Origin of the sequence: Labilithrix sp., from assembly GCA_019637155.1 — a bacterium.
Lineage (GTDB): Bacteria > Myxococcota_A > Polyangia > Polyangiales > Polyangiaceae > Labilithrix.
Map to the genome: position 1 here is coordinate 146,321 of JAHBWE010000022.1, position 24,964 is coordinate 171,284.

Genomic DNA, 24,964 nt, shown 5'->3' on the forward strand with positions numbered 1-24,964 from the left:
CCACCACCTCGAGCGCGACCGTCATCGCGATCGGGACTCGGTGGGCACGGCAGACGCGGTGGACACGGCGGCGAGCTGGCATGCACTCTACTTAAAGCCGTGATTTTCGCGTGCGAGCGCGAGCGCGCAGATTTATTCAAAAGACTTCGAGCGCGGCCGTTGAGGGATGACTTTCGGGCGGACGGGCGTCGATATTCGAGCTGATGCCGCTGTCGTCTCGCACCGTCCTCGTCCTCGTCGCCCTCACCGCCGGATGCGGAGCGTCCGCGAACGCGCCGCCGCCCGCCACCGCCGCCGCGAAGCCCGCCGAGCCCGAGGCGCTGCCCCCCGCGCCCGATCTCTCGCCGAACAAGCTCAACGATCGCCGCGCCGAGGCCGGCGTGCGCGCGCCGGCGAAGCCCCTCGTCGTCGGCGGGAACGCGTCGGTGAAGTGCGGCAAGATCGGGAAGCCGGAGAAGGAGGCCTCGGAGCTCCTCTCCGGACGCCTCAAGCTCCAGGCGCCTGCCGGCGCGAAGGCCCCGCCGGTCCAGCCGGAGCAGCCGCCGATCGAAGAGGAGTCGCGTCTCGTCGTCGACGCGCCCGAGAAGGCGAAGGAGCGCGAAAAGATCGCGCTCGCGATCGTCGCGAAGGAGACGTTCCAGCTCGATCCGGACATGTACGAGCCCGAGGAAGGCGCGCCCGCGAAGCCGGGCACGCTCGACGTCGAGGCCCCGAAGTTCCTGAAGGCGACGATGCCGAGCGAGCAGCCGCTCGAGGTCAGCCCCGTCGAGATCGGGACCGACACGAAGCTCCGCGGCTACGTCGCGCGCCCGAAGGATCCGAACGCGGCGCCGGGCAAGGACACCGCGCTCGTGCTCGGGCTGCTCCTCGCGCAGGAGGACGGGACGCTCCAGTCGGTCGGGTTCTACGTGCGCGGTGAGTCGGTGCGGAACGCGACCGGCTCCGAGCTCGTCGGCTGCACGCGGCTCGCGGAGCGCATCGCGTCGACGATCGTGCCGGGCCCGCGGAAGCTCGAGCGCGCCGCGGGGCGCCGTCACGTCGCGGACGTGCCGCCCGATCGCGAGCTCGTCGTGAGCGTGCCCGCCGACTACGTCGTCGTCCCGACCGCGGCCGGCGCGAAGGTCACGAAGCTGCGTCCGCTCTCGCTCTACGCCGGGAGCATCGCGGTGTCGCTCGCGGATCAGAAGAAGGCGGACGCGGGCGAAGGCGCGGACACGGCGCAGGGCAAGATGTTCGGGCGGCCGACGGAGTGGCGCGGACAGTCGACGCCGAAGGGCGGATTTTTCTTCACCGCGGAGCCGGTCGACGAGTCGAAGTCGAAGATCGCGGAGGTGCTCGTGAAGGCGACGCGCCAGGCGAAGGCGCTCGACGAGATGCGCGGCGTCGCGGAGACCCTTGCGGTGGTGAAGCGCGCGCCCTGATAGGCTCGAAACCGCGTGCGGCTCGCGAGCGTCCTCCCTCTCCTCCTCCTCTGCGTGGCGTGCGGCGCGTCGCCCGCGGCCGCGCCGGCGAACGCGCCCGGCGGCACGCTCGTCGTCGTGATCCGGACCGGGCCCGATCGGGTCCCGTTCCAGCCCAAGGTCGATCGCATCCGCCGCGCGAACGAGCAGCTCGCGGAGATCCTCGGGCGCTCGATCCAGATCGAGCTCGACGGCTCGCTCTTGCCGCAGGAACACGACGGCGCACAGGACGTGATCGCGCGGCTCGTCGAGTCGGTCGCGAAGGACCTCGACGCGCTGAAGAAACAGGACCCGCGCGCGCTGGCGTTCGCGCGCGCGAGCTTCGAGCGGCTCGTCGTGCGGTACGCGCCGGCGGAGGCCGCAAAGCGCACGACGCCTCACGTCTACGAGCGCGTGCACTCGTACGCGGTGTTCGACCCCGCGAACAAGGCGATCGACGTCGTCGTCGACGAGGCGCGGTGGCTCACGCTCGCGCGGGGAGACGTGTCGGCGCCGCTGATGAGCGCGTTCCAGCGCGGTCAGGACGGCCGCTACGCCGTGCTCCCCAACGCGCTCCCGGCGTCGGAGCACGCGGCGTGGATCGCGTGGCAGTCGCGCTCCCACCATCGCGATCTCGGTTCGATCAACGCGCAGCGCGTCCGCGGCCTCGTGATGATCGCGCAGCTGCCGGCGGCGAGGAAGGAGCTCGTCGGCAGCGAGCTCTCGCACTTCGCCGACACGTATCGCCACCACGCGGCCGAGGTGGAGGCCGCGCCGCCGGCGTCGCCGTTCCGGACCGCCGAGCGCGACTTCACGACCTGGCTCGCGGTGGAGCTGCCGCGCATGTCGCTCGAGGAGCGGGGCAAGGTCGCCTCCGCCCTATGGATCATCGACTTTCGCAAGCCGCAGGGCGATCGCGATCGCTACGCGACGTTCGCGTTTCCACGCGTCGACGCGATGGCGTTCGGGCTCTCCACGATCGACGCGTGGATCAAGGACGGGCATCCGAAGGAGGCGTCCGTCTACGACGCCGTCGTCGCGCCGGCGCGGTTCGAGGTGCACGACGGCGAGCTCCGCCTCCAGCACGAGGGCCGCTCGGACGGGGACTTCTATCGCTGGGCCTTCGCCGCGCCGGAGCGTGAGGACGCGCTCGCGAACGCGATGATGAAGTGGAGCGACGCGCCCGCGTTCACGGCCGTCTTCTACAACGCGCACCGATCGCTGCGCGACGAGGCCGACTACCTCCGCTTCCTGCGTCGCTTCGAGTCGAAGCCGAGCGCGTGGAAGATCGGCGCCGACGTGCTCCGCGCCGTCGTCTATCGCCCGAGCGGAGAGCTCCTCGCCGAGTCGCGGCGGCAGTGGCGCGACGTGCCCACCGCGCACGGCCACGCGCTCTTCTATTTCGCGCGCGCCGCCGACGCGTCCTACCACCCGGAGCAAGACTGGGAGGACATGCTGCAGGACAAGAAGGCCGACGACGTCGCGCTCGCCGGCGCGCTCGAGCTCGGCTGGCCCGCGTTCGAGCTGCTCCCGGTGATGTGGCCTGCGCTCGCGAAGTCGCCGCGGCGCGTGAGCGTCATGACGGAGGCGGCGCGGCGGCTGCTCGATCAGAACGTCCGCCCGTTCCCGGGTCACAAGGACGTCGCGGGCAACCTCGCCGCCGTCGCGAAGCTCCTCTGCGACGAGCGATCGATGGGCGAGCTCGCCGAGCTCCGCGCGTTCGCGCAGAAGGAGCTCCCGCTGCGTCCGGGCGCGGGCCTCTCCGAGCTCGTCGCCGCGACCGATCCGGCGGCGTGTCATCCGAAGCCGCCTTCGAGGCGGCCGCCGCCGATCAAGAAGCCGGTGAAGCCGAAGTGGAAGGAGGGCGACCCGCTCCCGCCAAAGGATCCGAACAACCCACTATGAATTCTGGCTCAACGTCGGGGGCGTTGCCCCCGACACCCCCACCCCAGACACGGCCCTCGCGCGGAGCGCTCGGGGCGCTTCGCGCCCGCTTTCGCGGCCGCTTCTGGGGCCCCTTCGTGCTGCTCTTGCCCTTCGTGCTTTTGGCGTGTGGGGAGCCGAAGTTGGCGGTGGCGCCGCGTGGGGCGATCACGGACGTCGTCGTCGTGCTCAAGGGATCGTCGGAGCCGCTGCCGTTCGATCCGCGCGGTGGTCGGTTGACGAAGGTGACGAGCGACGTCGCGCAGCTCGTCGGGCATCCGATCGTGCTCGAGCTCGACACCGCGCTCTCGCCCGAGCTCTCGGCGTCGCTCGAGGAGAGCGTGCTCGCGAGCTTCGAGACGATCGTGCGCGAGCTCGTCCTCTTGCAGAAGGAGGACCCGGCGATGTTCGCGAAGGCGCGCGGCATCGAGCGCGTGGCCTGCCGCTACGACGCGGTCGCGCGCGACACCGAGGGCGAGCTGACGTCGGGCGGCAAGGTGCTCTCGGTGCGCTCGCCGCCCGATCGCTTCCCGCTCCTCGCGCGGCACGTGCTGGTCGATGCCGTGTATACTGCATACATCGGCGATCTCGACGCGCGCTTCGGCGACGCGGACCCGACCCGGCTCCCCGCGCGCGAGCGCGGCGCGTACTTCGATTACATGACGAGCTCGCGTCCGGGGCGCGGCTACCTCTGGATCGCCGCGCGGAGGAGGGGCGAAAACGACGCCCAGCTGCGGGAGGAGCACCTCGCGCGTCTGCTCCGCTTCGCCGGCGCGGTCGACGCGAAGAGCGATCTCGGAGTGAAGGCGCGGCGCTGGCTCCTCTCCGAGCTGCAGTACGTCGGCGTCGGGACGCGCGCGTACGTCGCGTGGCTCGACCAGAACGCGGCGACGTTCTCGGACGAGGAGAAGCTGACGCTGGCGAAGAAGGTCTTCGATCGACGCGACGCGGCCGCGCTGCCGGGCTTCGACGCGACCTCGTTCGGCTTCGCGGTCTACGATCAGTGGGCGGCGGGGAAGGTCCACGGCGACCTCGAGAAGGTCGTGGTGTGCCCGCAGAAGCGGCGCGGCGAAGCGGAGACGGAGATCCACTACGGCTGCAGCGGCTTCTTCGAGTCGCTCTTCAAGACGGACGCGGGCCGCGACGCCCTCGCGCGCCGCGCCGCGAGCGACGCGCGCCTCCTCGAGGTCGCGCTCCTCAACCTCGGTCACGGGCAAGGCAAGGAGGCGGTCGCTTTCATGAACCTCCTCGCGCGGACGGAGCAATCGTTCCACGAGGCGGGGCGTATCCTCTTTCACGACTACGCGCGCCGCGACGACGTCCGCGACGCGCTCGAGGCCGCGGCGCCGGCGTGGTGGCGCGACCTGCCGAAGCAGCGCGGCTTCGCGCTCCTCGTGATGGCGCGACGGAACGAGCAGCTCCATCCGCACTACGCCGACGGCCAGTGGACGCGCTGGACGGCGGAGTTCGGCGGCGCGGTGAAGGGCGACGTGCTCGCGTCCTTCCTCGCCGAGGGCCCGCGCGCGGTCGAGATGGTCCCGAACATGTGGCTCGCGTTCGCGAAGGGCGCCGAGCGCGACGAGCTCGTGGCGCGGAGCCTCCCGCTCTTGCTCGACCGCGACCGCGCCGCGCGCACGTCCCGCGCGACGGCGCCGCTCGCGCTCCTCCGCACGCGCCTCTGCGCAGAGAAGAGCGCAGCGTCCCTCGCGACGATGCGCACCGCGCTCGACCGCTGGACGAAGGACCACCCCGACGCCCCTTCGGCGGTCTCGAACGCGGTCGCCGACTACCAGCTCCCACGCTGCACGAAGGAGCAGGCTCGCGATCGCTGAGCGGGCTCCTCACTCGGGACGGCCAGCCGCGTAGTGGGCTCGAATGCGCTCGACGGAGAGGGCCTTGTCGTAGATCGCGACCTCGTCGATCTCGCCGTCGAGGCTCTCGAGGCCCGATCCATCTCCGCCGATGAAGAAGGGGCCCGATTTCTTCGCCGCGAGCCGGGCGTCGGCCGTCTCTGCTTCCATGCGGCCGTCGACGAAGAGCGACATCGTCGCGCCGTCGTAGCGCGCGACGACGTGGACGGCGCGTCCCATCGGCACGGAGCCAGAGTGCTGAGCCTTGACGCCGCCGCCGTCGACGTATCGCTCGAAGACGATTCGTCCCGACTCGGCGTAGAGGTTGTGCGCCTCGATCTGGCCCGACGACTGCTTCATCACGAGCATCCGGTATTGGCCAGAGAGCGTGTGAGCGTTGAACCATAGCTCGATGGAGAATGGCGCCCTCTCGTCGAAGTCGAAGCTCTGTCCGAGATCGACGCGTGCGTCGTGGCCGTCGAGGGTGAGCGCGGTGCTGGGCTCGTCGCGGAGGAGGCCCGGGGCGCCGAGCACGGCACCTCCCATGAGCTTGCCCGAGTGCCTCCCGTTCTCCGACGTCGTCTCCGTGCCAGCGTCCTCTCCCAGCCTGAAGTAGGCGATCGGTCCGTCCTGGAGCACCGCCCGTGCGTAAGCGCTTCGCTCTCCGTCGAGCACGTCTGCGGTGCCTCCCTCCGGCGGGTCGCTGACGCTCCCGTCGTTCAGGTCTCCCGGTGGTGGGGCGCTCCCGAAGGAGGTGCAGGCGATCACAGGCACGCCGGCGGCCGAACCGACCGCGAGCGCGAGCTTCCACGCCGCCCAGCGCATCCTCGCACTCTAGCCCGGGCCGGCCCCGGAGGTTCACGCTCCATGGATGTGGATAGGCTGTGGAAGGCTCGCCAGCGAGGCTGTGGATAACTTGTGGAGACGAACGAGGTGCTCGAGTCCTGAAAGAACCGGCTGCGGCGCATGGTGCCGCGGTGTCGAGGTCGCGATGTTGGCCACGGGTGTGGACAACGTGTGGAGTGGGGTGACGGAAGCTGCGAGAGAGTTGACCATTTTATTGACGCCGTCACAGCGAACCAACTACCTTGCCGGCGTAGCGTGGGAAGAAGTGGCGGGAAGTGCCAAACAACGGCACGCCGGCCCGAGCCCTCCCTCGCTGCGAGGACGCGGCGTCGATGTTTCGCGGTCGGTACGAGCACACGATGGACGCCAAGGGGAGGACCAGCCTCCCGGCGCGCTATCGCGACGTGCTGTCGTCGATCGGCGAGCGACGCATCATCCTCACGAGCGCCCTCGACCCGTGCCTCGTCGCGTACACCTCGCCCGAGTGGAGCGCGTTCGAAGAGAAGCTCGCGAAGCTGCCTCAGTTCGACAAGGCGGTGCAGAAGCTGAAGCGCCTCTACGTGTCCGGCGCGGTCGAGTGCGAGGTCGACGACTCCGGCCGCATCCTCGTCCCCCCCACGCTCCGCGAGCACGCCGGCCTCGAGAAGGCCGTCCTCTGGGCCGGGAGCGGGAAGTACGCCGAGCTCTGGGACGTGAAGCAGTGGAAGCGGCACTTCGAGGCCACCGACGAAGAGCGCGAGCAGATCGGCGCGCGCCTGGCGGAGCTCGGCCTGTGAACCCCGTCAGCCGCCCGCAACTGATGCTGCCCGGCGTCCCCGACGACGACTCGTCGGGCGAGTGGGTATGGATCGACGGAGAAGAGCACGAGGAGCTCGACATGCCGGACTTCGTGCATGAGACCGTGATGCTCCGCGAGGTCGTGCACGCGCTCGGTCTCCCGAGCGCGGGGAGCGCGGCGGACGTGGCGGACGTGGCGGACCCGTCCCTCGCGCCCGCGTCGGGGGCGAGCGGCGTGTTCGTCGACTGCACCCTCGGCGGCGGCGGGCACAGCGAGGGGATCCTCGAGGCGAGCCCCACCGCGCGCGTCATCGCGCTCGATCGCGACGACGTCGCGCTCGCGGCGGCGCGCGCCCGGCTCGCGCGGTTCGGCGAGCGCGTCACGTTCGTGAAGACCCCGTTCGGCGACGTCGTCGCGGCGCTCGCGGAGCTGGGGATGACCGAGGTGGACGGGCTCTGCGCCGACCTCGGCGTGAGCTCGCCGCAGCTCGACGACGCTGCGCGCGGCATGAGCTTCCGGCGCGAAGGGCCGCTCGACATGCGGATGGACGCGACCTCGGGCGAGACCGCGCTCGAGCTCATCGCGCGGCTGTCGGACGACGAGCTCGCCGACGTCATCTTCGACTACGGCGACGAGCGCCGGTCGCGCCGCATCGCGCGGAGCGTGAAGCGCGCGCTCTCGGACAACCAGCTCACGACCACGCTCGACCTCCGGAAGGCGATCGTGCGCGCGGTCGGTCCGGTGCGCGTCGGCGGCGTCGACCCCGCGACGCGCACGTTCCAGGCCCTCCGCATCGCGGTGAACAACGAGCTCGATCAGCTCGACGAGCTCCTCTCCGCGCTCCCCCGCATCGTGCGCCCCGGCGGCCGCGTCGCGATCCTGAGCTTCCACTCGCTCGAGGACCGCCTCGTGAAGCGCGCCTTCCAGGACCGCGAGAGCTGGGACGTGATCACGAAGAAGCCCGTCGTCGCGACGGAAGAAGAGAGCACCGCGAACCCCCGCGCCCGCAGCGCCAAGCTCCGCGCCGCCGTGCGCTCCGACGGCGGCGGCTCGCACGTGTCGGGGATGCGCTCCCGCGTGAGGTCGCGATGACCCGCGAGCGCGCGCGCATGTTCCTCATCCACTGGACGCTCGCCGTCGTCGCCGCCGCGTGCGCGTTCATCGTGCACCTCGCGATGCGTGGGCGCACCGTCGCGCTCGGCTACGAGCTCGGCAAGGCGCGGCAGGAGCAGGCCCGCCTCCGCGACGTGAAGCGCGTCCACGAGCTCGAGGCCGCGAGCTACAAGACGCCGGAGCGCGTCGAGATCGTCGCGCGCTCGCTCCTCGGCATGGAGCCGCCGGGCCCGGATCGCATCGTCCCGATCCACACGAAGGTCCCGCAGTAGCGCGATGAAGAACCTCGATCCCGCGCGCGCGAAGTGGATCCGAGCTCGGATGGGGATCCTGTGCGGCGCGATGGCGATCGGTCTCGGCGGCTTCGTCAACAGCGCGTACCGCGTCCAGGTCGAGGACCAACAGTCGTGGAAGGAGACGGCCGAGAACCAGCGTCAGCGCCGCCTCCACATCGAGCCGAAGCGCGGCGGCATCTACGATCGCAACGGCGCCGCGCTCGCCGCGAGCGTCGAAGTGCCGAGCATCAGCGGCGACGTCGTCGAGATGATCCGCGGCGTCGAAGGCCAGAACGCGCAGCAGCAGGCGCTCATCACGATCGCGCAGACGCTCGGCAAGACGCTCTCGATCGATCCGAGCGAGATCCACCAGAAGATCGTGACCCGCCGCCGCTTCGTGTGGCTCAAGCGCCGCGTCACGGCGGAGGAGGCGCAGGCGATCCGCGACCTCGGCGATCCGAGGAAGACGCCGAAGCCGATCAAGGGCCTCGCGGTGGAAGGGGAGGGCCGCCGCTACTACCCGGGGCGTGAGCTCGCCGGTCCGGTGCTCGGCTTCGTCGCGCCCGACGGCTTCGGCAAGGACGGCCTCGAGCTCTCCCTCGACGAGGAGCTCCGCGGCCGCGCCGAAGAGGTGCGCGGCCTCCGCGATCGCTCGGGCCGCCTCATCTTCTCGGAGGGCACGAACGACGTCGCGGCGATGGCGGGCCACGACATCACCCTCGCGCTCGACCAGGCGATCCAGCGCGTCGCCGAGCGCGAGCTCGACACCGCGTACCGCACCTACGAGACGAAGGGCGCGTCGCTCGTCGTCATGGATCCGACGAGCGGCGACATCCTCGCGCTCGCGTCGGTGCCCGGCTTCAACCCGAACGACTACGGCGAGGCGGACCCGGATTGGCGCCGCGACCGCGCGGTGACCGATCGCTTCGAGCCCGGCTCCGTCATGAAGGTCTTCACCGTCGCCGCCGCGCTCACGGCGGGAACGCTGAAGCCGACCGAGACGATCTACTGCGAGCGCGGCAACTACCAGCTCGGCAACGTCACGATCCACGACACGCACAACAACGAGAACCTCAGCGTGACGCAGGTCCTCGCGAAGAGCTCGAACATCGGCGCGCTCAAGATCGGCCTCGGCCTCGGCGAGCCCGGCCTCTACGGCGCGCTCCGCCGCTTCGGCTTCGGCGAGCCGACCGGGCTCCCGATCCCGGGCGAGGCCTCGGGCGTGCTCCGCCCCCGCGGCCGCCCGTGGTTCGAGGTCGAGACCGCGAACGCGAGCTTCGGTCAAGGCATCAGCGTCACCACGATCCAGCTCGCGACCGCGATGAGCGCGATCGCGAACGGCGGCAAGGTGATGGAGCCGATCCTCGTCCGCAAGATCACCGACGCGAAGGGCAACGTCGTGAAGGAGTGGGCCCCGCGCGTGCGCCGCGAGGCGGTGCCGGCCGGGATCGCGAAGACGGTGGCCGAGATGCTCACCGCCGTCGTCGAAGACGGAGGCACCGGGACGGAGGCCGCGATGCAGGGGTTCCGCGTCGCGGGCAAGACCGCCACCGCGCAGAAGGTCGACCCCGCGACCGGGAAGTACTCCGAGGATCACTACACCGCCTCGTTCGTCGGCTTCGTCCCCGCCGACAAACCGCGCCTCGTCGTCGCCGTCGTCCTCGACGATCCGACGATCGGCCGCTACGGCGGCGATCTCGCCGGCCCCGTCTTCCGCCGCGTCGCCGAGGCGAGCCTCCGCTACCTCGGCGTGCCGCCTTCGAACGCGAAGCCGGCGGTGAAACAAGTGAAGGGCAGCGACGCGGAGCCCGCGCTCATCGCGGCGAAGGCGGAGCCGCCGAAGCCCGAGCCGCCCGCGCCGCCGACGCCGGTCGGGCCCCCGCTCCCGAACAGCATCAAGGTCCCCGACGCCGCCGGGATGGGCGCGCGCGACGCGGTGCGCACGGTCGGCGCGCTCGGGCTCGTCCCGGTCGTGGAAGGGAGCGGCAAGCTCGTGAAGCAGGTGCCGTCCGCGGGCACGGCCGTTCCGAAGGGGACGAGCGTGCGGTTGGTGTTCGAGCCCTCGACGTGATTTCCTCCGTCGGGGTCGGGAATTGAGCTCGCACCGAGAGCACGAAGGGATGACGCTGGCGGAGCTCGCGCGGGAGATCCGCGGCGAGACCGAGGTCGTGGGCGACCGGGCGATCCGCGTCACCGGCGTGCAGCACGACTCGCGCCACGTGGAGCCGGGCGACATGTTCGTCGTCCGCAGAGGCGCGAAGCACGACGGTCGCTCGTTCATCGACGCCGCGATCGAGCGCGGCGCGGTCGCGCTGCTCGCCGAGCGCGGCCTCGAGCTTCCAGCCGTGAAGCTCCCCGTCCTCCGCGTCGCGAACGTCGCCGATGGCATGGCGTTCGCGGCCGCCGCGGCGTACGGGCACCCCGCCTTCTCGCTCGACATCGTCGGCGTCACCGGCACGAACGGGAAGACGACGACGACGCACCTCGTCCGCGCCGCGATCGACGGCGCGAACGGCGCGCCGGTCACCGGCGTCGTCGGCACGGTCGGCCACACGTTCGCCGGCCGCACCGTCGCCGCGGCGCACACGACGCCGGAGTCCGACGAGCTCGCGCGCGTCCTCGCCGCGATGCGCCGCGAGGGCGCGACCGCGGTCGCGATGGAGGTCTCCTCGATCGCGCTCGTGCTCCGCCGCGTCGCCGCGGTTCGCTTCCGCGTCGCCGCCTTCACGAACCTCACCCAGGACCACCTCGACTTCCACGCCTCGATGGAGGAGTACGCCGCGGCGAAGATGGAGCTCTTCACGACGATGGCGCCCGGCCTCGCGGTCGTGAACGTCGACGATCCGTTCGGCGCGAAGATCGCGGCGGCGTGCAAGTGCAAGGTGCTGCGCGTCCGCACGCGGCCCGGCGCCTCGACCGATGCAGACGTGTACCCCGAGTCCGTCACGATGAGCGGCGACGGCATGCGGATCGCGCTTCGCGTCCCGGGCCCGATGTCCGGCCGCGTCGAGCTCGACACGCGGCTCGTCGGCGCGCACAACGTCGAGAACCTGCTCGTCGCGCTCGGCGTCGTCTCCGCGCTCGACCTCGACGTCGCGCAGGCGGCCGCCGCGCTCGCGTTCGAGACCGGCGCGCCGGGGCGCCTCGAGCGCTGCGACGGACCCGGCGACGACGTGATCGCCCTCGTCGACTACGCGCACACGCCCGACGCGCTCGCCCGCGCGATCGAGGCGGTGCGCCCCTCCGCGAAGCGCGTCGTCTGCGTCTTCGGCTGCGGCGGCGATCGCGATCCGACGAAGCGCGGTCCGATGGGCGTCGCCGCCGCGGCGGCGGACCTCGCGATCGTCACGAGCGACAACCCCCGCACCGAGGACCCCGCCGCGATCGCGGCTCCGGTCGAGGCCGGTGTCATGAGCGCGGGACGGAAGAAGCTCACGATCGCCGCTGCCGCCGCGGGCGAGGCCGGCTACCTCGTCGAGCTCGATCGGAAGAGCGCGATCGAGCTCGCGATCGGCCTCGCGCAGCCGGGCGACGTCGTGCTCGTCGCGGGCAAGGGGCACGAGGACTACCAGATCGTCGGCGCCGAGAAGCGGCCGTTCGACGATCGGACCGAAGCACGCCGTGCGCTCGAGCGGCGCCGGTCGAGGAAGGAAGCCTGAATGGCGACGCCGATCCCCACGAACCGCGCGAGCTTCGAGCTGCCCGACGTCGCGCTCGCGACGAACGGCAACATCCGCATCCACGGGCCGCGCCCGAAGGAGCCCGCGGTCGGCGTCGTGAGCGACACGCGCGCGGTCACGCCGAACAGCATCTTCTTCGCGCTCCGCGGCGAGACGCACGACGGCCACGACTTCCTCGCGAAGGCGGTCGACGGCGGCGCGTCGATCGTCGTCGTCGAGAGGGGCCGCGCCGGCGCGGTGCCGAACACGGTGAGCGTCGTCGAGGTCGAGGACACGCTCGTGGCGTGGGGCGCGCTCGCGGGCGCGTACTTGCAGCGCTGGCGCGCGGAGTCGATGGTCGGCCGTGTCGTCGCGATCACCGGCAGCGCCGGCAAGACGACGACGAAGGAGCTCACCGCCGCGCTCCTCGCCGAGATCGCGCCGACCCACTTCACCGCCGGGAACCTCAACAACCGCGTCGGCGTGCCGGCCGTCATCTTCGCGCTCGAGCCGCAGCATCGCTACTGCGTCCTCGAGATGGGGATGAGCCTCAAGGGCGAGCTCGACGCGATCTGCGCGTTCGCGCGCCCCGACGTCGCCGTCGTCGTGAACGTCGGCGTCGCGCACGCCGAGGGCGTGGGTGGGCGTGAAGGCGTGATGCGTGAGAAGGGCGCCGTGTACCGCGCGCTCGACAAGTACGGCGTCGCGATAGTCAACGCCGACGACGCGTTCGTGCGCCGCGCGGCCCGCTCCGCGCGCGTCCGCAAGGTCGAGACCTTCGGCCGCGGCGATCTCGGCGCGCCCGAACGTCCGCGCGGCTCGTTCGCGCCGCCGCCGATCTTCACGCACGAGCCATCGATGGCGCCGACGTCTCTTGTTCGAGAGGGCTCTGCCCTCTCGAGCTCTCCCGCCGGGGGCCGTCGCGCGAAGACGCGCTCCGCGCCCCCGGGCCCCCCGAGAGGGAGCGCCCGAGAGGAGGTCCGAGAGGAGGTCCGAGAGGAGGCGCCGATGTCGCTTCCGCCGATGTCGGTGCCGCCGGCGGAGATCCTCGCGAGCGCGCCGCCGCACTACCGCCTCGTCAAGCGCGTGCCGGAGGGCACCGGCTCGCGCGTCGTCATCACGTGCGCGGGCCGCGAGGTCGCGGTGCACCTCCCGGTCCCGGGCGAGGCGGCCGCGATCGATCTCACCGCCGCCCTCGCGGCGCAGGAGGCGGCGAGCCGCCAGCTACTCGACGCCGACGCGATCGAGCGCGCGCTCGGGCGGGTGTCGCTGAGCGGCCGCGGCGACGTGCGCACGATCCGTGACGACGTGCTCGTCATCGACGACACCTACAACGCGAACCCGTCGAGCATGCGCGCGGGGCTCGCCACCCTCGCGGAGATCGCGGGCGAGACGCGGCGCAAGGTGGCGGTCCTCGGCGAGATGAAGGAGCTCGGCGCGCTCGCGGAGGCGGAGCACGAGGCGCTGGGCGACGACATCGTGAACGCCGGCGTCGCGCTCGCGATCGGCTGCGGCGGCCTCATCGACCTCGCGCTCGAGCGCGCGGAGGCGCAGGGCGTCGAGGTCGTCCGCGCGAGCACGACGGAGGAGGCGGCGCGTGAGGCGGCGGCGCGCGTGAAGCCGGGCGACGCCGTCCTCGTGAAGGGCTCGCGGAGCGTGGGGGCGGAGAAGGTCGTCGCGGCGCTCGCATAAGGGCTATCGTCCGAGCATGCGCGGCGATCGCCTTCGTGACGTCCTCTCCTTCGCCGTCCTCGCCGGTTTCACGTCGATGCTCGCAGGCACGAGCAAATCGAAGAGCACGTCGCCGGAGCCCGCTCCGTCGGCCGCGGCCCTTCCGGCAGAGACGTCGATGACGGTCGAGAAGATGGCGACGCAACCCGACGTGTCGCTCGCCGCGGTGTCGGTCCTGGCGCGCTGCGCGACGGAGAAGACCCATCCCGCGTGCCGCCTGCTCAAGGACTTCGAGGCGGCGCCGACGTACACCGAGACGGCGGCGACGGTGCTGTGGTTCGGGGAGTCGATCGGCATCGGCGGCGCGGGCGACACGACGAAGGAGCCGCTCTTCGTGACGCTCGAGCTGAGCCCCTCCGGCCTCGCCGGCGCGGCGCGCGTGCTCCTCTACGACGACGCGGCGGAGCGGAAGGACGGCGACGCTCTGCTCGCGGCGGTGAAGCAGGGAAAGACGATCCCGACGAGCAAGGCGGCGAAGCTCATGCGCACGGCGCCGCCGGCGAACGGCCCGCTCAAGCTCGCGAAGACGAAGGGCCGCTCGCTCGCGTTCGTCGAGACGCCGCCGAAGGTCTACGTCAGGAAGAGCGGCGATCGCCTGCTCGTCCTCGAATACGATCCCGACTCATCGCTCGCGCACGACAGCAGGAGCCTCTCCGCCAAGGCCTGGATCGCGGAGGCGTGGCTGGTGCGCTGAGATCGAGGCGCCGAGCGCGTAGCCGCCGGCGATCGCGACGAGGTCGACGACGTCGAAGGTGCCGGGCGGCAGCTGCCAGAGCTGCCCGATCTCGGCGTACGCCGCGATCGTCGCGCCGGCCGCGAGCCAGAGCCGCGCGCGCCGCTCCGCGAGGCGACCGCGCCAGATCGATCCGATCGCCGCCCCGAACGCGAAGCCCCAACACGCATCCGAGCCGCTCGCGACGACGATCCGAGGCAGCGGCACCGCGCCGAGCGACGAGCGCAGCGCGCGCACGAGCGCGGCCGGCAACCACGTCACGAGCCGCACCTCCTCCGCGCGCCACACGACGTAGAGGATCGCCCCGACGACGAGCGGCATCACGACCAAGAGCGCGACGCGGCGCCGGATCAGAGCCCGCGCCCGCGGAGGACGGTACCGCCGATGAGATCCTGAGTGCCCAGGTCCGGGATCGTGCCCTCGGCGGCCGAGCAGCCAGCGAGGAGGTGGGTGAGAGCGACGGCGCGCATGCCCACCGAGTTGCAGCGTGCGTACCTGTGCCTACACTCAAAAAGTCCCGAAAAATGAGGATACCGGAGGCGAACGTGGTCTCTCGACGCCTCTCCCCGTGATCCAGGTGATCGCGATCGGCGGCGGCGCGGGACCACGGTACGACCCCTGCAGTCGAAGGGCGCGGGCATGCTTCGCTTCCTCGTCGTCCTCGCGCTGCTCCTCGTCGCGCCCGACGCGCTCGCGTTCTGTCGCACCACGAACGCGAGGTGCAAGGAGCCCGACTGCCCGACCGACGAGAACGGGTGCGTGACCGAGGGCAAGCCCGTCGCGTACCGCACGAGCCCGATCTCCTTCGCGTTCGCCGAGCGCGGCACGACGAAGCTGAACGAAGCGAAGGCGCGCGCGGCGGTGCGGGCCGCGTTCCAGAAATGGCAGAGCGTCTCGTGCGCGGGCGGCCAGACCTCGCTCTGGTTCAAGGAGCAGCCCGACATCCCGCCCGACGGGGACCTCGGCCTCGCCGCGTCCGACGACGACGACGGCCCCGAGTCCGGCACGCCGCCGTTCGGCATCTATTTTCGCGACACGTCGTGGGGCGACAACGATCCGAAGGCGCTCGCGCTGACGACGCTCGGCTACAAGGGCACGACGGTCGTGGCCGCGCGGATCGAGATCAACACGGCGGGGACGAGGTTCCGCTTCGACTCCGATCAAGAGTCGGAGGACAACGATTTCCAGGCCGTCATCACGCACGAGGTCGGGCACTACATCGGCATCGCGCACAGCCTCGAGCAGGACTCGCTGATGCACGCCGAGTACTGCCACTGGAAGGACCGCTGCGACCAGGGCGTTCGCTTGAAGCGCGCGCTCTCCGCCGACGATCGCCTCGCGGTATGCACCCTCTATCCGCCCATCACGCCGCGGCTCCCGCCGACCGACGAGCCCTACGCCGAGACGGCCGGGTGCTCCGCCGCGCCCGGCGCGAGGACGAGCTCGGCTGCGGCGCTCTTGCTCGTGGTCGCGGCCGGCGCCGCCCGCAAAAGGCGCACAAATCGCGCGGCGCGCTGAGGGACGAGCGCGGCCAAGTGCCGGAAACTTGGCAAAATCTCTCCGAGTCTGCAACGTGAGGGTCGATGCTTTACGAGCTCCTCTACCCCTTGCGCCATAGCGCGAGCTGGCTGGGGTGGCTCAACGTCCTCCGCTACGTCCCGTTCCGCGCGATCGCCGCGACGATGACGGCGATGTTCCTCTGCTTCTTCCTCTCGCCGTGGTTCATCCGCGAGCTGCAGCGGAAGCAGATCGGTCAGGTCGTCCGCGACGAGGGGCTCATCCCCGAGGCGCACCTCAAGAAACGGGGGACGCCGACGATGGGCGGCGCGCTCCTCCTGATGGCGGTGCTCGGGTCGACCGTGATGTGGTGCGACCTCCGGAACACGTTCGTCCTCGCCGCGACGACCGTGACGGCGGGGTACGGCGTCATCGGCTACCTCGACGACTACCTCAAGATCCGCATGAAGCACTCGAAGGGTCTGCCCGCGCGCGCGAAGCTCGTCGGGCAGTTCCTCGTCGCGGCCGCGGTCATGATCTACATCTTCAACGCGAAGGACCACGTCCCGTCGGACTGGTGGGAGATCCGGACGCGCCTCAGCATCCCGTTCGTCGCGTTCGCGAAGCACCCGATCTCGCTCCCGCTCTGGGCCTACATCGCGTTCGCGGTCCTCTGCGTCGTCGCGACGTCGAACGCGGTGAACTTCACCGACGGCCTCGACGGCCTCGCGATCGGTCCGGTCATCTTCAACGCCGGCACGTACCTCATCTGGGCTTATCTCTCCGGCGCCACGCTCGGCATCGCGGGCGTCGCGCAGCGCTTCGTCGTCGCGCGTTACCTCGATATTCCGGAGATCTCCTCCGCCGGCGAAATATCGATTTTCTGCGGCGCCCTGCTCGGCGCCGGCATCGGCTTCCTCTGGTACAACACGTATCCCGCGCAGGTCTTCATGGGCGACGTCGGCGCGCTCGCGCTCGGCGGCGGCCTCGGCACCTGCGCCGTATTCCTGAAGACCGAGCTCCTCTCGATCATCCTCGGCGGCGTCTTCTTCCTCGAGGGCCTCAGCGTCGTCACGCAGATCGTGAGCTTTCGGCTCACGGGCAAGCGCGTATTTTTGATGGCGCCGATTCACCATCATTACGAGAAGAAGGGCTGGCCCGAACCCAAGATCATCGTCCGATTCTGGATTATCTCCATCCTCCTCGCGCTCGTGAGCCTCGCGAGCTTGAAGCTCCGCTGATGAAGGGCAAACGCGTCGTCGTCGTCGGATTGGGGATCAGCGGCGTCGCCGCGTGCGAGATGCTCGTCGCGCGCGGCGCGCGGGTCGTCGGCACCGACGCGCGGACGGACATCGCCCCGATCGAAGGCGTCGAGCTGGTCCTCGGCGGTCACGACGGCGCGCGCCTCGAGGAGGCCGACCTCGTCGTCGTGTCCCCCGGCGTGCCGATGTTCCCCGCGCTCTCCGCGGCCGAGGCGAAGGGCGTGCGCATCTGGGGCGAGGTCGAGCTCGCGGTCCAGGCGCTCGCCGATCCGAAGCCGCCCGTCGTCGCGATCGGCGGAACGAACGGCAAGAGCACCACCACCTCCCTCGTCGGCGCGCTCCTCCGCCGCGCCGGCAAGCGCGTGTTCGTCGGCGGCAACCTCGGCGAGCCGCTCGCCGCGCACGCGGACGAGGCGTTCGACGTCGTCGTGCTGGAGGTCTCGAGCTTCCAGATGGAGCGCGTCGAGTCCTTCCGCCCGAAGGTGAGCGTGCTCCTCAACGTCACGCCCGATCACCTCGATCGCTACCCGAGCGAAGAGGCGTACGCCGGCGCGAAGGGCAACGCGTTCGTGCGGCAAACCGCGGACGATCTCGCGGTCGTCCCCGCCGGCGACGACGTCTGCCGCGCGCAGGCGAAGCGCGGCCGAGGCACGATCGTGACGTTTGGCCCCGGCGGCGACGTCGACGTGCGAAACGACGTGATCGTCGACGGCGAACATGCCTATCCACGATCGGCGATTGTCCTTCAGGGCGGTCATAATGCCTTGAACGTCGCGGCGGCGCTCGCGGCGATTCGGCCTTTCGGCGTGGACCCGCGCGTCGTCCGCGAGGTGCTCGCCGAGCACGCGGGCCTCGAGCACCGCATGGCCTTCGTGCGCTCGCGGCGCGGCGTGCGCTTCTACGACGACTCGAAGGGCACGAACGTCGGCGCCTCGGTGACGGCGATCCGCGGGGTGATGGAGGAGAAGGTCGTCCTCGTCGCCGGCGGCAAGGACAAGGGCGGCAGCTACGGGCCGCTCGCGGACGCGATGCGCGAGCGGGGCCGCGCCGCGGTCGTGATCGGCGAGGCGAAGGCGCTCCTCCGCGCGGCGCTGGCGGACGTCGTGCCGGTGCGCGAGGCGGCGACGATGGAGGAGGCGGTGAAGCTCGCCGCCGAGCTCGCGCAGGGCGGCGACGCGGTCCTCCTCTCGCCCGCGTGCTCCAGCTTCGACATGTTCCGCGACTACAAGGACCGCGGCGACGCCTTCGTCCGCGCGGTGATGGGGCTCCCGTGATCACGCTGATCAAGAACCGGCGCATCATGGCGCCCGTCGTGCAGCAGCTGTCGCTCGCGCTCGACGCGAAGCCGAACCAGGGCTCGCGCGACAAACCGGTCGACGTCGTGCTCGCCGCGATCGTCGTCGGGCTCATCGCCTTCGGCGTCGTCATGGTCTACAGCGCGTCGGCGGTGCAGGCGACGCTGCACATGCACGACCCGCAGTACTTCCTGAAGAAGCAGGCGGCGTACGCGGGGATGAGCCTCGTCATCCTCTTCGGCGTCGCGTCGATCGACTACCACCGCCTCTACAAGCTGACGTACCCGGTCCTCGGCGCGGTCGGCGTCCTCCTCTTGATGTGCGTCGTCGGCCTCGGTCACTCCGGCGGCGGCGCGACGCGCTGGCTCGCGCTCGGTCCGATCCACATCCAGCCCGCCGAGATGTCGAAGCTCGCGCTCGTGTGCTGGCTCTCGTACTCGCTCGCGAAGAAGGCCGACAAGGTGAAGTCCTTCACCGTCGGCTTCCTCCCGCACCTCCTCGTCGCCGGGCTCTACATGCTCCTCTGCATGAAGCAGCCCGACTTCGGATCGAGCGTCGTGCTCCTGCTCCTCACGTTCACGATGCTCTTCGTCGCCGGCGCGAAGGTCGGCTACCTGATGGGCGCCGGCATCCTCGGCGGCGTCTTCGCCGTCCTCTCCGTCATGTCGAAGCAGTACCGCCTCGCGCGGTACCTCGCGTGGCAGAACATGGACCAGCACCGCGCCGACCTCGCCTACCAGCCGTTCCAGTCCGTCATGGCCTTCGGCTCCGGCGGCACGTGGGGCGCCGGCGTCGGCAAAGGGCTCCAGACTCTCTATTTGCCCGAGGCGCACAACGACTTCATCGCCGCGATCATCGGAGAGGAGCTCGGGTTCGTCGGCATCCTCGGCCTCTGCATCGTCTTCCTCGCCCTCGTCGCGCGCGGCGTGCGCGCGGCCTATCGCGCGCCCGACGACTACGGCTCCTATTTGGCATTCGGCATCTCGACGATGTTCGGAGTCCAGGCGCTCGTGAACCTCTGCGTCGCGCTCGCGATCGTCCCGACGAAGGGCCTCGCGCTCCCGTTCCTCAGCTACGGCGGCTCCTCACTACTGGTCAATGCCGCCGCCGCCGGAATCCTCCTCAACGTGTCGCGCCAGGGCATGGCTCCGCCGAAGGACGAAGAGATCTACGAGCCCGCGCCGGAGGAAGAAGACGAGAGCGTCGCCGCCGCGCTCGCGGACGAGGGGAGCGCGTAGATGCCGCGCGCGATCCTGATCGCCGGCGGCGGGACGGGGGGCCACGTGTTCCCCGGGCTCGCGATCGCGCGGGCGCTCGGGAGGCTCGCCGACGTCGAGGTCGTGTTCGCGGGGACGCCGCGCGGGCTCGAGGCGAAGGTGATCCCGGAGGCGGGGTATCCGCTCGAGCTCCTCGACGTCCAGCCGATGAAGGGCGGCGGCCCCGAGCGCGCGATCCGCGGCGCGCTGATCGCGGCGCAGGCGACGCGGAAGGCGCGCGCCGTCGTCCGGCGGATCGATCCCGCCGCGGTGCTGAGCGTCGGCGGCTACGCCGCGGGCCCTGCCGCGCTCGCGTGCGTCGCGCAGCGGGTGCCGCTCGCGGTGCTGGAGCCGAACAGCACGCTCGGCCTCGCGAACCGGATCCTCGCGCCGTTCGCGAAGCGCGCGTACCTCGCGTGGGCGGAGACGGGCCGGCATTTCCGCGGCGACAAGGCGCGCGTCTACGGCGTCCCGCTCCGCCCCGGCTTCGAGCCGCGCGCGTACGCGCCCGCGTCGGGGCCGAAGCGCGTGCTCGTCCTCGGCGGCAGCCAGGGCGCGCTCGCGCTCAACGAGGTCGTGCCGAAGGCGCTCCTCGAGGTGGGCCGGACGATGCCGCTCGCGATCGTCCACCAGGCCGGGCGGGACCGCGAGGTCTCCGCGCGCGCGGCCTACGCCGGCGCGGACGGCGTCGAGATCGTCCCCTTCCTCGACGACGTCGCGCGGCGCATGGCGGACGCCGACCTCGTCATCGGACGCTCGGGCGCGAGCACGGTGGCGGAGCTCTCCGCGATCGGCCGCGCGTCGCTCCTCATCCCTTTCCCGTACGCGGCGGACGATCATCAGGCGAAGAACGCGCGGTCGCTCGCCGACGTCGGCGGCGCGCTCTCTCTCCGGCAGGAGGACGCGGACGCGGGGCGCCTCGCGCAGGAGATCGCGGAGCTCCTCGGCGACGACGCGCGGCGGACGCGGATGGCGGACGCCGCGCGGGGCCACGGGCGGCCGCGCGCGGCGGACGACATCGCCAGGGATTTGCTCTCTCTCGCCGGGATCGGATTGAAGGAGAGCGTGGCCGAGAAAGAGAGCTCCTGAATGTTCCGCGGTCGCATGCGTCATGCCCATTTCGTCGGGGTCGGCGGCATCGGAATGAGCGGCCTCGCCGAGATCCTCCGGACGATGGAGTTCGACGTCTCGGGCTCGGACATGAAGCCGAACGACATCACGCGGCGGCTCGAGTCGCTCGGCGTGCGCATCGACGTCGGCCACCGCGCGGAGAACGTCGAAGGCGCGGACGTCCTCGTCTATTCGAGCGCGATCAGGAACGACAACCCGGAGATCGTGCGCGCGCGGGAGCTCGAGATCCCGATCATCCCGCGCGCGGAGATGCTCGCCGAGCTGATGCGCGTGAAATACAACGTGCTCATCGCCGGCTCGCACGGAAAGACGACGACGACCTCGCTCGTCGCGACGGTGCTGCGTCACGCGGGGCTCGATCCCACCGTCGTCGTCGGCGGAAAGGTCAACGCGCTCGGCTCGAACGCGCGCCTCGGCGAGGGCGACCTCTTCGTCGCGGAGGCGGACGAGAGCGACGGCTCGTTCTTGAAGCTCACGCCCACGATCGGCGTCATCACGAACATCGACGCCGAGCACCTCGACCATTACGGATCGCACGAGAAGGTCAAAGAGGCATTCGTCGAGTTCGCGAACAAGATTCCCTTTTATGGATTGGCGGTCCTCTGCGTCGATCACCCGCACGTCCAGGCGATCCTGCCGCGCATCGCGCGCCGGCACGTGACCTACGGCGTCTCGCGCCAAGCCGATTATCGCGCCAGCAATCCCGTTTACGACGGCCTCCAGACGCACTTCGAAGTATCGCGCCGCGGCGAGACGCTCGGCTCGTTCACGGTGAAGATGCCGGGGGCGCACAACATCTTGAACGCGCTCTCCGTCGTCGCGGTCGCGGACGAGCTCGAGGTGCCGCTCGACGCGGTGCGGGAGGCGATCTCGAGCTTCCATGGCGTGCAGCGCCGCTTCACGATCGTGGCGCAGCCGAAGCTCGGCGACGGCGACGTCATGATCGTCGACGACTACGGCCACCACCCCGCCGAGATCGAGGCGACGCTCGACGCCGCGCAGCGCGGGTTCGATCGCCGCGTCGTCGTCGCGTTCCAGCCTCATCGCTACACGCGAACGCGCGACCTCTTCGAGGACTTCACGCGCTCCTTCAACAAGGCCGACCTCGTCCTCGTCACCGAGGTCTACCCCGCGGGCGAGAAGCCGATCCCGGGCGCGACGGGGCGCGAGCTCGCGGAGGCGATCCGCGCGCACGGGCACCACGCGGTGCGCTACGTCGCCGACAAGAACGACGTCGCGGGGGAGCTCGAGCGCGAGGTGAAGCCGGGCGACCTCGTCATCGCGCTCGGCGCCGGCGACATCAACGCGAGCGCGAAGAAGCTCGCCGCGAAGCTCGCAGGAGACGCGAAATGAGCACGCTCCGACCTCCCGGCGGCCCCGTCCGCAACGTGCGCCGCTCGTCGCCGCCGCCCCCGCCGTCGGAGGCCGCAGAGCCGTCAGACACGTTCGACCCGGCGCCCGGCGGCGTAGAGGCTCGCTCCGCCACGAGCGAGCCGGGAGCGCCCCGTCGCAGCGAGGCTCCAGGCGCCACGGTGTCGTCACGTCCGCCGAGCGCGGCGGTGTCGTCGCGTCCGCCTCGTCGCAGCGTCGCGCCGCCGAGCGCGGCGGTGTCGTCGCGTCCGCCCGCGCCGCGCCGGGCGTCGCGCGTCTTCGCGGCCCTGCGCGCGGTCCTCGGGGTGCTCATGGTCGTCGCGATCGGCTCCGGCGCGGTGTGGGGGGCGCGGAAGTACGTGCGGACGAGCCCGCGCTTCGCGGTGAACGAGATCGTCACCGCCGGCGGCAAGCGCCGCAGCGCCGAGGAGATCGCGCTCATCGCGGGGGTAGGGAAGGGGCAGAACGTCTTCACGATCGATCTCGAGCGCTCCCGCGCGCGACTGACGGCCGATCCGTGGATCGAGAGCGCCGAGGTCGGCCGCCAGCTCCCGGGCACGCTCACGATCCGCGTCGTCGAGCGCGAGGCGGCGGGGCTCGTCGCGATGCCGGAGGGGACGTACCTCGTCACGCGCGACGGCGCCGTCATCAAGCGGGTCGAGGCCGGCGATCCGCTCGACTTCCACGTCGTCACCGGCGTCGCGTTGAAGTCGCTCGTCGAGGATCGCGAAGGCGCCGTCCGCACCATCCGCCGCGCGCTCGATCTCGCGCTCGACTACGATCGCTCCCCCCTCGCGCAGCGCTCGCCGCTCGAGGAGGTCCACGTCGAAGCGACCGGCGACATGACGCTCATCGCCGGCAAGAGCGGCGTCGTCCTCAGGATGGGGAGCGGACCGTACAAGCGAAAGCTCGATCAAGCCGCCCGCATCGTCGGGGAGCTCGATCGCCGCGGCGCGAAGCCGGATACGATCATGCTCGACGACGAAGCGCGCCCCGACCGCGTCGTCGTCCGCATGAGATGAAGCGCGCGCTCTTCACCCTCCTCGTCTTCGTCGCGGTCGTCCTCGCGGACCGCGCCGCCGCGGCGTGCGTCGGGATCGGGAGGGCGGAGACCGCGGAGACGTGGCCGTTCCTCGCGACGGAGCAGGTGCTCGTCGTCTGGGACGCGGAGACCCAGACCGAGGACTTCATCCGCGAGGCCCGGTTCGAGCGCGCGAACCAGCGCTTCGGGTTCATCGTCCCCGTGCCGACGACGCCCGAGATCGCGCCGGTGCCGAAGCCGCCGTTCGCCGGCCTCACCTCTTCGTATCCCTGGCAAGATCCGAAGGCGATCCGGCGCGCACCTGGCGCGATGCGCGGGATCGGCGCGGAGCCGGCGCCGGCGCCGGCGCCGGTGGTCGTCCTCGCCGAGCAGCGGATCGGCGACTTCACCGCCTTCACGATCGCGACGACGGACGCGGGCGCGTTCGACAAGTGGCTCACCGAGAACGGCCTCGGCATGACGCCCGACGTCCGCGAGTGGCTCGACGTCTACGTGAAGCTGCGGTTCACGTTCGCCGCCTTCCGCTACGAAGCGCCCGCGACGGCCGCGCCCGGCATGACGAGCCAGACCGTGCGGATCCGGTTCAAGACACCGCACCCGTATTACCCGTACCGCGAGCCGCCCCTCGCGGCGGCGTCATCGAAGCGGCTGCTCTCCGGCTGGATCGTGACGCGCGACGCGATGAGGAACGTCGCGCCCGTCACGCGCGGCGAGACGCCGTTCACGCGCCCCTGGCGCTACGGCAACCCGTCGACGGTGACGCCCGCCGCGCTCGCGCGTGTGCTCGGCGACGATCTGGGGGCGCTCCTCCCGAAGGCCGACTCCCTCGTCGTGCAGCCGTTCCGCGACACGCGCGTGCAGCGCACCGGCATCGGCGACGTGCTGCTCGTTCCGCAGAAGGTCACCACGTTCGCCGCCGCCGACGTCGCGGCGCGCGAGTCGCTGCTCCCGGTCCTCGAGCCGCGGCTCCTCGCCGGACATGGTCCCTGGAGCGAGGTCGCTCCGCCACCGGCGCCCCCACCCGCCGCGCCACCGGCGGCCCCACCCGCCGCGCCGGCGGCGGCCGCGCCGCCGGCGAAGAGTGGATGCTCCACCGCCCCGGCGCGCTCCGTCGACGGCCTCGCGCTCCTCGCGCTCGCCGTCGCCGCCGTGCTCCGTCGACGTCGACGCCGCTTCGCGCTCGCCTTCCTCGGATTGCTCGCGTGCGATCGCTCCGCGCCGTCGCCGGCGGTGGACGCCGCGCCGATCGTCGCGCTCGAAACGAAGCCGCCCTCGCCCTCACCCGCGCCTTCTCCCTCTCCCTCTCCCTCTCCCGAGCGGGACGAGGCCCGAAAGCGCGCGCTCGCGATCCTCGCGGGAGAGACGCCGGAGGGCGCGATCTCGGAGCCGGCCCTCGGCGCGCCGGTCACGCCCGCCGCGGAGTCCGTCACGATTCACGCGTTCACGGTGACCAGCGGCGCCGCGCCACCCGCCGCCGAGCGCACGCTCGCCGGCCTGCGGCCGCGCATGCGCGAGTGCTATCGCAAGACGCTCGAGACGGAGACGGCCGCGAGAGGCGAGCTGAAGGTCGCGCTCGCGATCGGCCCCGACGGCGAGGTGCGATCGGCGGAGGTCGCGTCGAGCAGCGCGCCGGCCGAGCTGTCCTCGTGCATCGCGAAGCTGCTGCGGCGCGCGACCTTCGACGTGCCGAGCGGCGAGGCCTCGCTCGTCGTGCCGATCTCGTTTTCGCCGGGACCTTGACGAAGAAGCGCACGTTTCTTGGC

20 protein-coding genes are annotated in these 24,964 nt (G+C 71.4%); 18 read left to right on the top strand and 2 right to left on the bottom strand.

From position 1 onward, the window contains the following. Positions 1-203: 203 nt before the first annotated feature. From KF837_37610 to KF837_37620, 3 genes are all read left to right on the top strand, one after another. On the top strand, positions 204-1,421 hold the full coding sequence (locus KF837_37610; protein MBX3233102.1) for a hypothetical protein: 1,218 nt from the start codon (positions 204-206) through the stop codon (positions 1,419-1,421). A gap of 15 nt (positions 1,422-1,436) precedes the next feature. After that, the gene (locus tag KF837_37615; protein ID MBX3233103.1) at positions 1,437-3,344 is read left to right on the top strand and encodes a hypothetical protein; all 1,908 of its coding nucleotides are present in this window, start codon (positions 1,437-1,439) and stop codon (positions 3,342-3,344) included. 167 nt (positions 3,345-3,511) lie between these two features. Then, positions 3,512-5,194, top strand: coding sequence for a hypothetical protein (locus tag KF837_37620; GenBank protein ID MBX3233104.1), 1,683 nt, complete (start codon positions 3,512-3,514; stop codon positions 5,192-5,194). Between the two features lie 9 nt (positions 5,195-5,203). Here KF837_37620 and KF837_37625 read toward each other — a convergent pair whose 3' ends face one another. Next, a complete protein-coding gene (locus KF837_37625) occupies positions 5,204-6,037 on the bottom strand; it encodes a LamG domain-containing protein (protein MBX3233105.1) in 834 nt (277 codons plus the stop codon). 353 nt (positions 6,038-6,390) lie between these two features. Between KF837_37625 and mraZ the strand changes: the two genes are divergently transcribed. The 7 genes from mraZ to KF837_37660 all read left to right on the top strand — a co-directional run bounded on the left by mraZ (position 6,391) and on the right by KF837_37660 (position 14,308). After that, entirely contained in the window at positions 6,391-6,834 is a 444-nt protein-coding gene (gene mraZ / locus KF837_37630) for a division/cell wall cluster transcriptional repressor MraZ (protein ID MBX3233106.1), read from the top strand. 101 nt (positions 6,835-6,935) lie between these two features. Continuing rightward, entirely contained in the window at positions 6,936-7,928 is a 993-nt protein-coding gene (gene rsmH / locus KF837_37635; GenBank protein MBX3233107.1) for a 16S rRNA (cytosine(1402)-N(4))-methyltransferase RsmH, read from the top strand. Beyond that, positions 7,925-8,221 (top strand): cell division protein FtsL, encoded by a 297-nt coding sequence (locus KF837_37640; protein MBX3233108.1) that lies wholly within the window; start codon positions 7,925-7,927, stop codon positions 8,219-8,221. The genes rsmH and KF837_37640 overlap by 4 nt, the downstream gene beginning before the upstream one ends. A 4-nt stretch (positions 8,222-8,225) precedes the next feature. Continuing rightward, the gene (locus KF837_37645) at positions 8,226-10,295 is read left to right on the top strand and encodes a transpeptidase family protein (protein MBX3233109.1); all 2,070 of its coding nucleotides are present in this window, start codon (positions 8,226-8,228) and stop codon (positions 10,293-10,295) included. A gap of 49 nt (positions 10,296-10,344) precedes the next feature. Continuing rightward, positions 10,345-11,883 (top strand): UDP-N-acetylmuramoyl-L-alanyl-D-glutamate--2,6-diaminopimelate ligase, encoded by a 1,539-nt coding sequence (locus KF837_37650; protein ID MBX3233110.1) that lies wholly within the window; start codon positions 10,345-10,347, stop codon positions 11,881-11,883. Continuing rightward, positions 11,884-13,575, top strand: coding sequence for a hypothetical protein (locus tag KF837_37655; protein ID MBX3233111.1), 1,692 nt, complete (start codon positions 11,884-11,886; stop codon positions 13,573-13,575). A 16-nt stretch (positions 13,576-13,591) separates the two neighbouring features. After that, positions 13,592-14,308, top strand: coding sequence for a hypothetical protein (locus tag KF837_37660; protein MBX3233112.1), 717 nt, complete (start codon positions 13,592-13,594; stop codon positions 14,306-14,308). Here the strand turns inward: KF837_37660 and KF837_37665 are convergent. Beyond that, complete coding sequence (locus KF837_37665) at positions 14,237-14,668, bottom strand: hypothetical protein (GenBank protein ID MBX3233113.1); 432 nt, start codon at positions 14,666-14,668, stop codon at positions 14,237-14,239. The two genes, KF837_37660 and KF837_37665, sit on opposite strands and share 72 nt — an antisense overlap. A gap of 318 nt (positions 14,669-14,986) precedes the next feature. Here KF837_37665 and KF837_37670 point away from each other — a divergent pair, with 318 nt between their 5' ends. The 8 genes from KF837_37670 (at position 14,987) to KF837_37705 (ending at position 24,941) form a co-directional block, all read left to right on the top strand. Further along, positions 14,987-15,865 carry a matrixin family metalloprotease gene (locus KF837_37670; GenBank protein MBX3233114.1) on the top strand — a complete coding sequence of 293 codons (879 nt, stop codon included), beginning with the start codon at positions 14,987-14,989 and terminating at the stop codon, positions 15,863-15,865. A 65-nt stretch (positions 15,866-15,930) separates the two neighbouring features. Beyond that, positions 15,931-17,085, top strand: coding sequence for a phospho-N-acetylmuramoyl-pentapeptide-transferase (gene mraY / locus KF837_37675; GenBank protein MBX3233115.1), 1,155 nt, complete (start codon positions 15,931-15,933; stop codon positions 17,083-17,085). Continuing rightward, on the top strand, positions 17,082-18,380 hold the full coding sequence (murD, locus tag KF837_37680) for a UDP-N-acetylmuramoyl-L-alanine--D-glutamate ligase (GenBank protein MBX3233116.1): 1,299 nt from the start codon (positions 17,082-17,084) through the stop codon (positions 18,378-18,380). Before mraY ends, murD begins: the two co-directional genes overlap by 4 nt. Positions 18,381-18,406: 26 nt before the next feature. Next, positions 18,407-19,639, top strand: coding sequence for a putative lipid II flippase FtsW (ftsW, locus tag KF837_37685; protein ID MBX3233117.1), 1,233 nt, complete (start codon positions 18,407-18,409; stop codon positions 19,637-19,639). Beyond that, the gene (murG, locus tag KF837_37690) at positions 19,640-20,746 is read left to right on the top strand and encodes an undecaprenyldiphospho-muramoylpentapeptide beta-N-acetylglucosaminyltransferase (protein ID MBX3233118.1); all 1,107 of its coding nucleotides are present in this window, start codon (positions 19,640-19,642) and stop codon (positions 20,744-20,746) included. It abuts the gene before it with no gap. Beyond that, the gene (locus KF837_37695; GenBank protein ID MBX3233119.1) at positions 20,747-22,141 is read left to right on the top strand and encodes a UDP-N-acetylmuramate--L-alanine ligase; all 1,395 of its coding nucleotides are present in this window, start codon (positions 20,747-20,749) and stop codon (positions 22,139-22,141) included. It begins immediately after the preceding gene. Next, a complete protein-coding gene (locus KF837_37700; protein MBX3233120.1) occupies positions 22,138-23,181 on the top strand; it encodes an FtsQ-type POTRA domain-containing protein in 1,044 nt (347 codons plus the stop codon). The genes KF837_37695 and KF837_37700 overlap by 4 nt, the downstream gene beginning before the upstream one ends. Further along, positions 23,178-24,941, top strand: a complete 1,764-nt coding sequence (locus tag KF837_37705) for a DUF2330 domain-containing protein (protein MBX3233121.1) — start codon at positions 23,178-23,180, stop codon at positions 24,939-24,941. Before KF837_37700 ends, KF837_37705 begins: the two co-directional genes overlap by 4 nt. The last annotated feature ends 23 nt before the right edge of the window (positions 24,942-24,964 follow it).

Coding starts and splice junctions, on each gene's coding strand:
- KF837_37610 (MBX3233102.1), top strand. CDS start 204: ATGCCGCTGTCGTCTCGCACCGTCCTCGTCCTCGTCGCCCTCACCGCC.
- KF837_37625 (MBX3233105.1), bottom strand. CDS start 6,037: ATGCGCTGGGCGGCGTGGAAGCTCGCGCTCGCGGTCGGTTCGGCCGCC.
- mraZ (MBX3233106.1), top strand. CDS start 6,391: ATGTTTCGCGGTCGGTACGAGCACACGATGGACGCCAAGGGGAGGACC.
- rsmH (MBX3233107.1), top strand. CDS start 6,936: ATGCCGGACTTCGTGCATGAGACCGTGATGCTCCGCGAGGTCGTGCAC.
- KF837_37640 (MBX3233108.1), top strand. CDS start 7,925: ATGACCCGCGAGCGCGCGCGCATGTTCCTCATCCACTGGACGCTCGCC.
- KF837_37645 (MBX3233109.1), top strand. CDS start 8,226: ATGAAGAACCTCGATCCCGCGCGCGCGAAGTGGATCCGAGCTCGGATG.
- KF837_37650 (MBX3233110.1), top strand. CDS start 10,345: ATGACGCTGGCGGAGCTCGCGCGGGAGATCCGCGGCGAGACCGAGGTC.
- KF837_37655 (MBX3233111.1), top strand. CDS start 11,884: ATGGCGACGCCGATCCCCACGAACCGCGCGAGCTTCGAGCTGCCCGAC.
- KF837_37660 (MBX3233112.1), top strand. CDS start 13,592: ATGCGCGGCGATCGCCTTCGTGACGTCCTCTCCTTCGCCGTCCTCGCC.
- KF837_37665 (MBX3233113.1), bottom strand. CDS start 14,668: ATGCCGCTCGTCGTCGGGGCGATCCTCTACGTCGTGTGGCGCGCGGAG.
- KF837_37670 (MBX3233114.1), top strand. CDS start 14,987: ATGCTTCGCTTCCTCGTCGTCCTCGCGCTGCTCCTCGTCGCGCCCGAC.
- mraY (MBX3233115.1), top strand. CDS start 15,931: ATGCTTTACGAGCTCCTCTACCCCTTGCGCCATAGCGCGAGCTGGCTG.
- ftsW (MBX3233117.1), top strand. CDS start 18,407: ATGGCGCCCGTCGTGCAGCAGCTGTCGCTCGCGCTCGACGCGAAGCCG.
- murG (MBX3233118.1), top strand. CDS start 19,640: ATGCCGCGCGCGATCCTGATCGCCGGCGGCGGGACGGGGGGCCACGTG.
- KF837_37695 (MBX3233119.1), top strand. CDS start 20,747: ATGTTCCGCGGTCGCATGCGTCATGCCCATTTCGTCGGGGTCGGCGGC.
- KF837_37700 (MBX3233120.1), top strand. CDS start 22,138: ATGAGCACGCTCCGACCTCCCGGCGGCCCCGTCCGCAACGTGCGCCGC.
- KF837_37705 (MBX3233121.1), top strand. CDS start 23,178: ATGAAGCGCGCGCTCTTCACCCTCCTCGTCTTCGTCGCGGTCGTCCTC.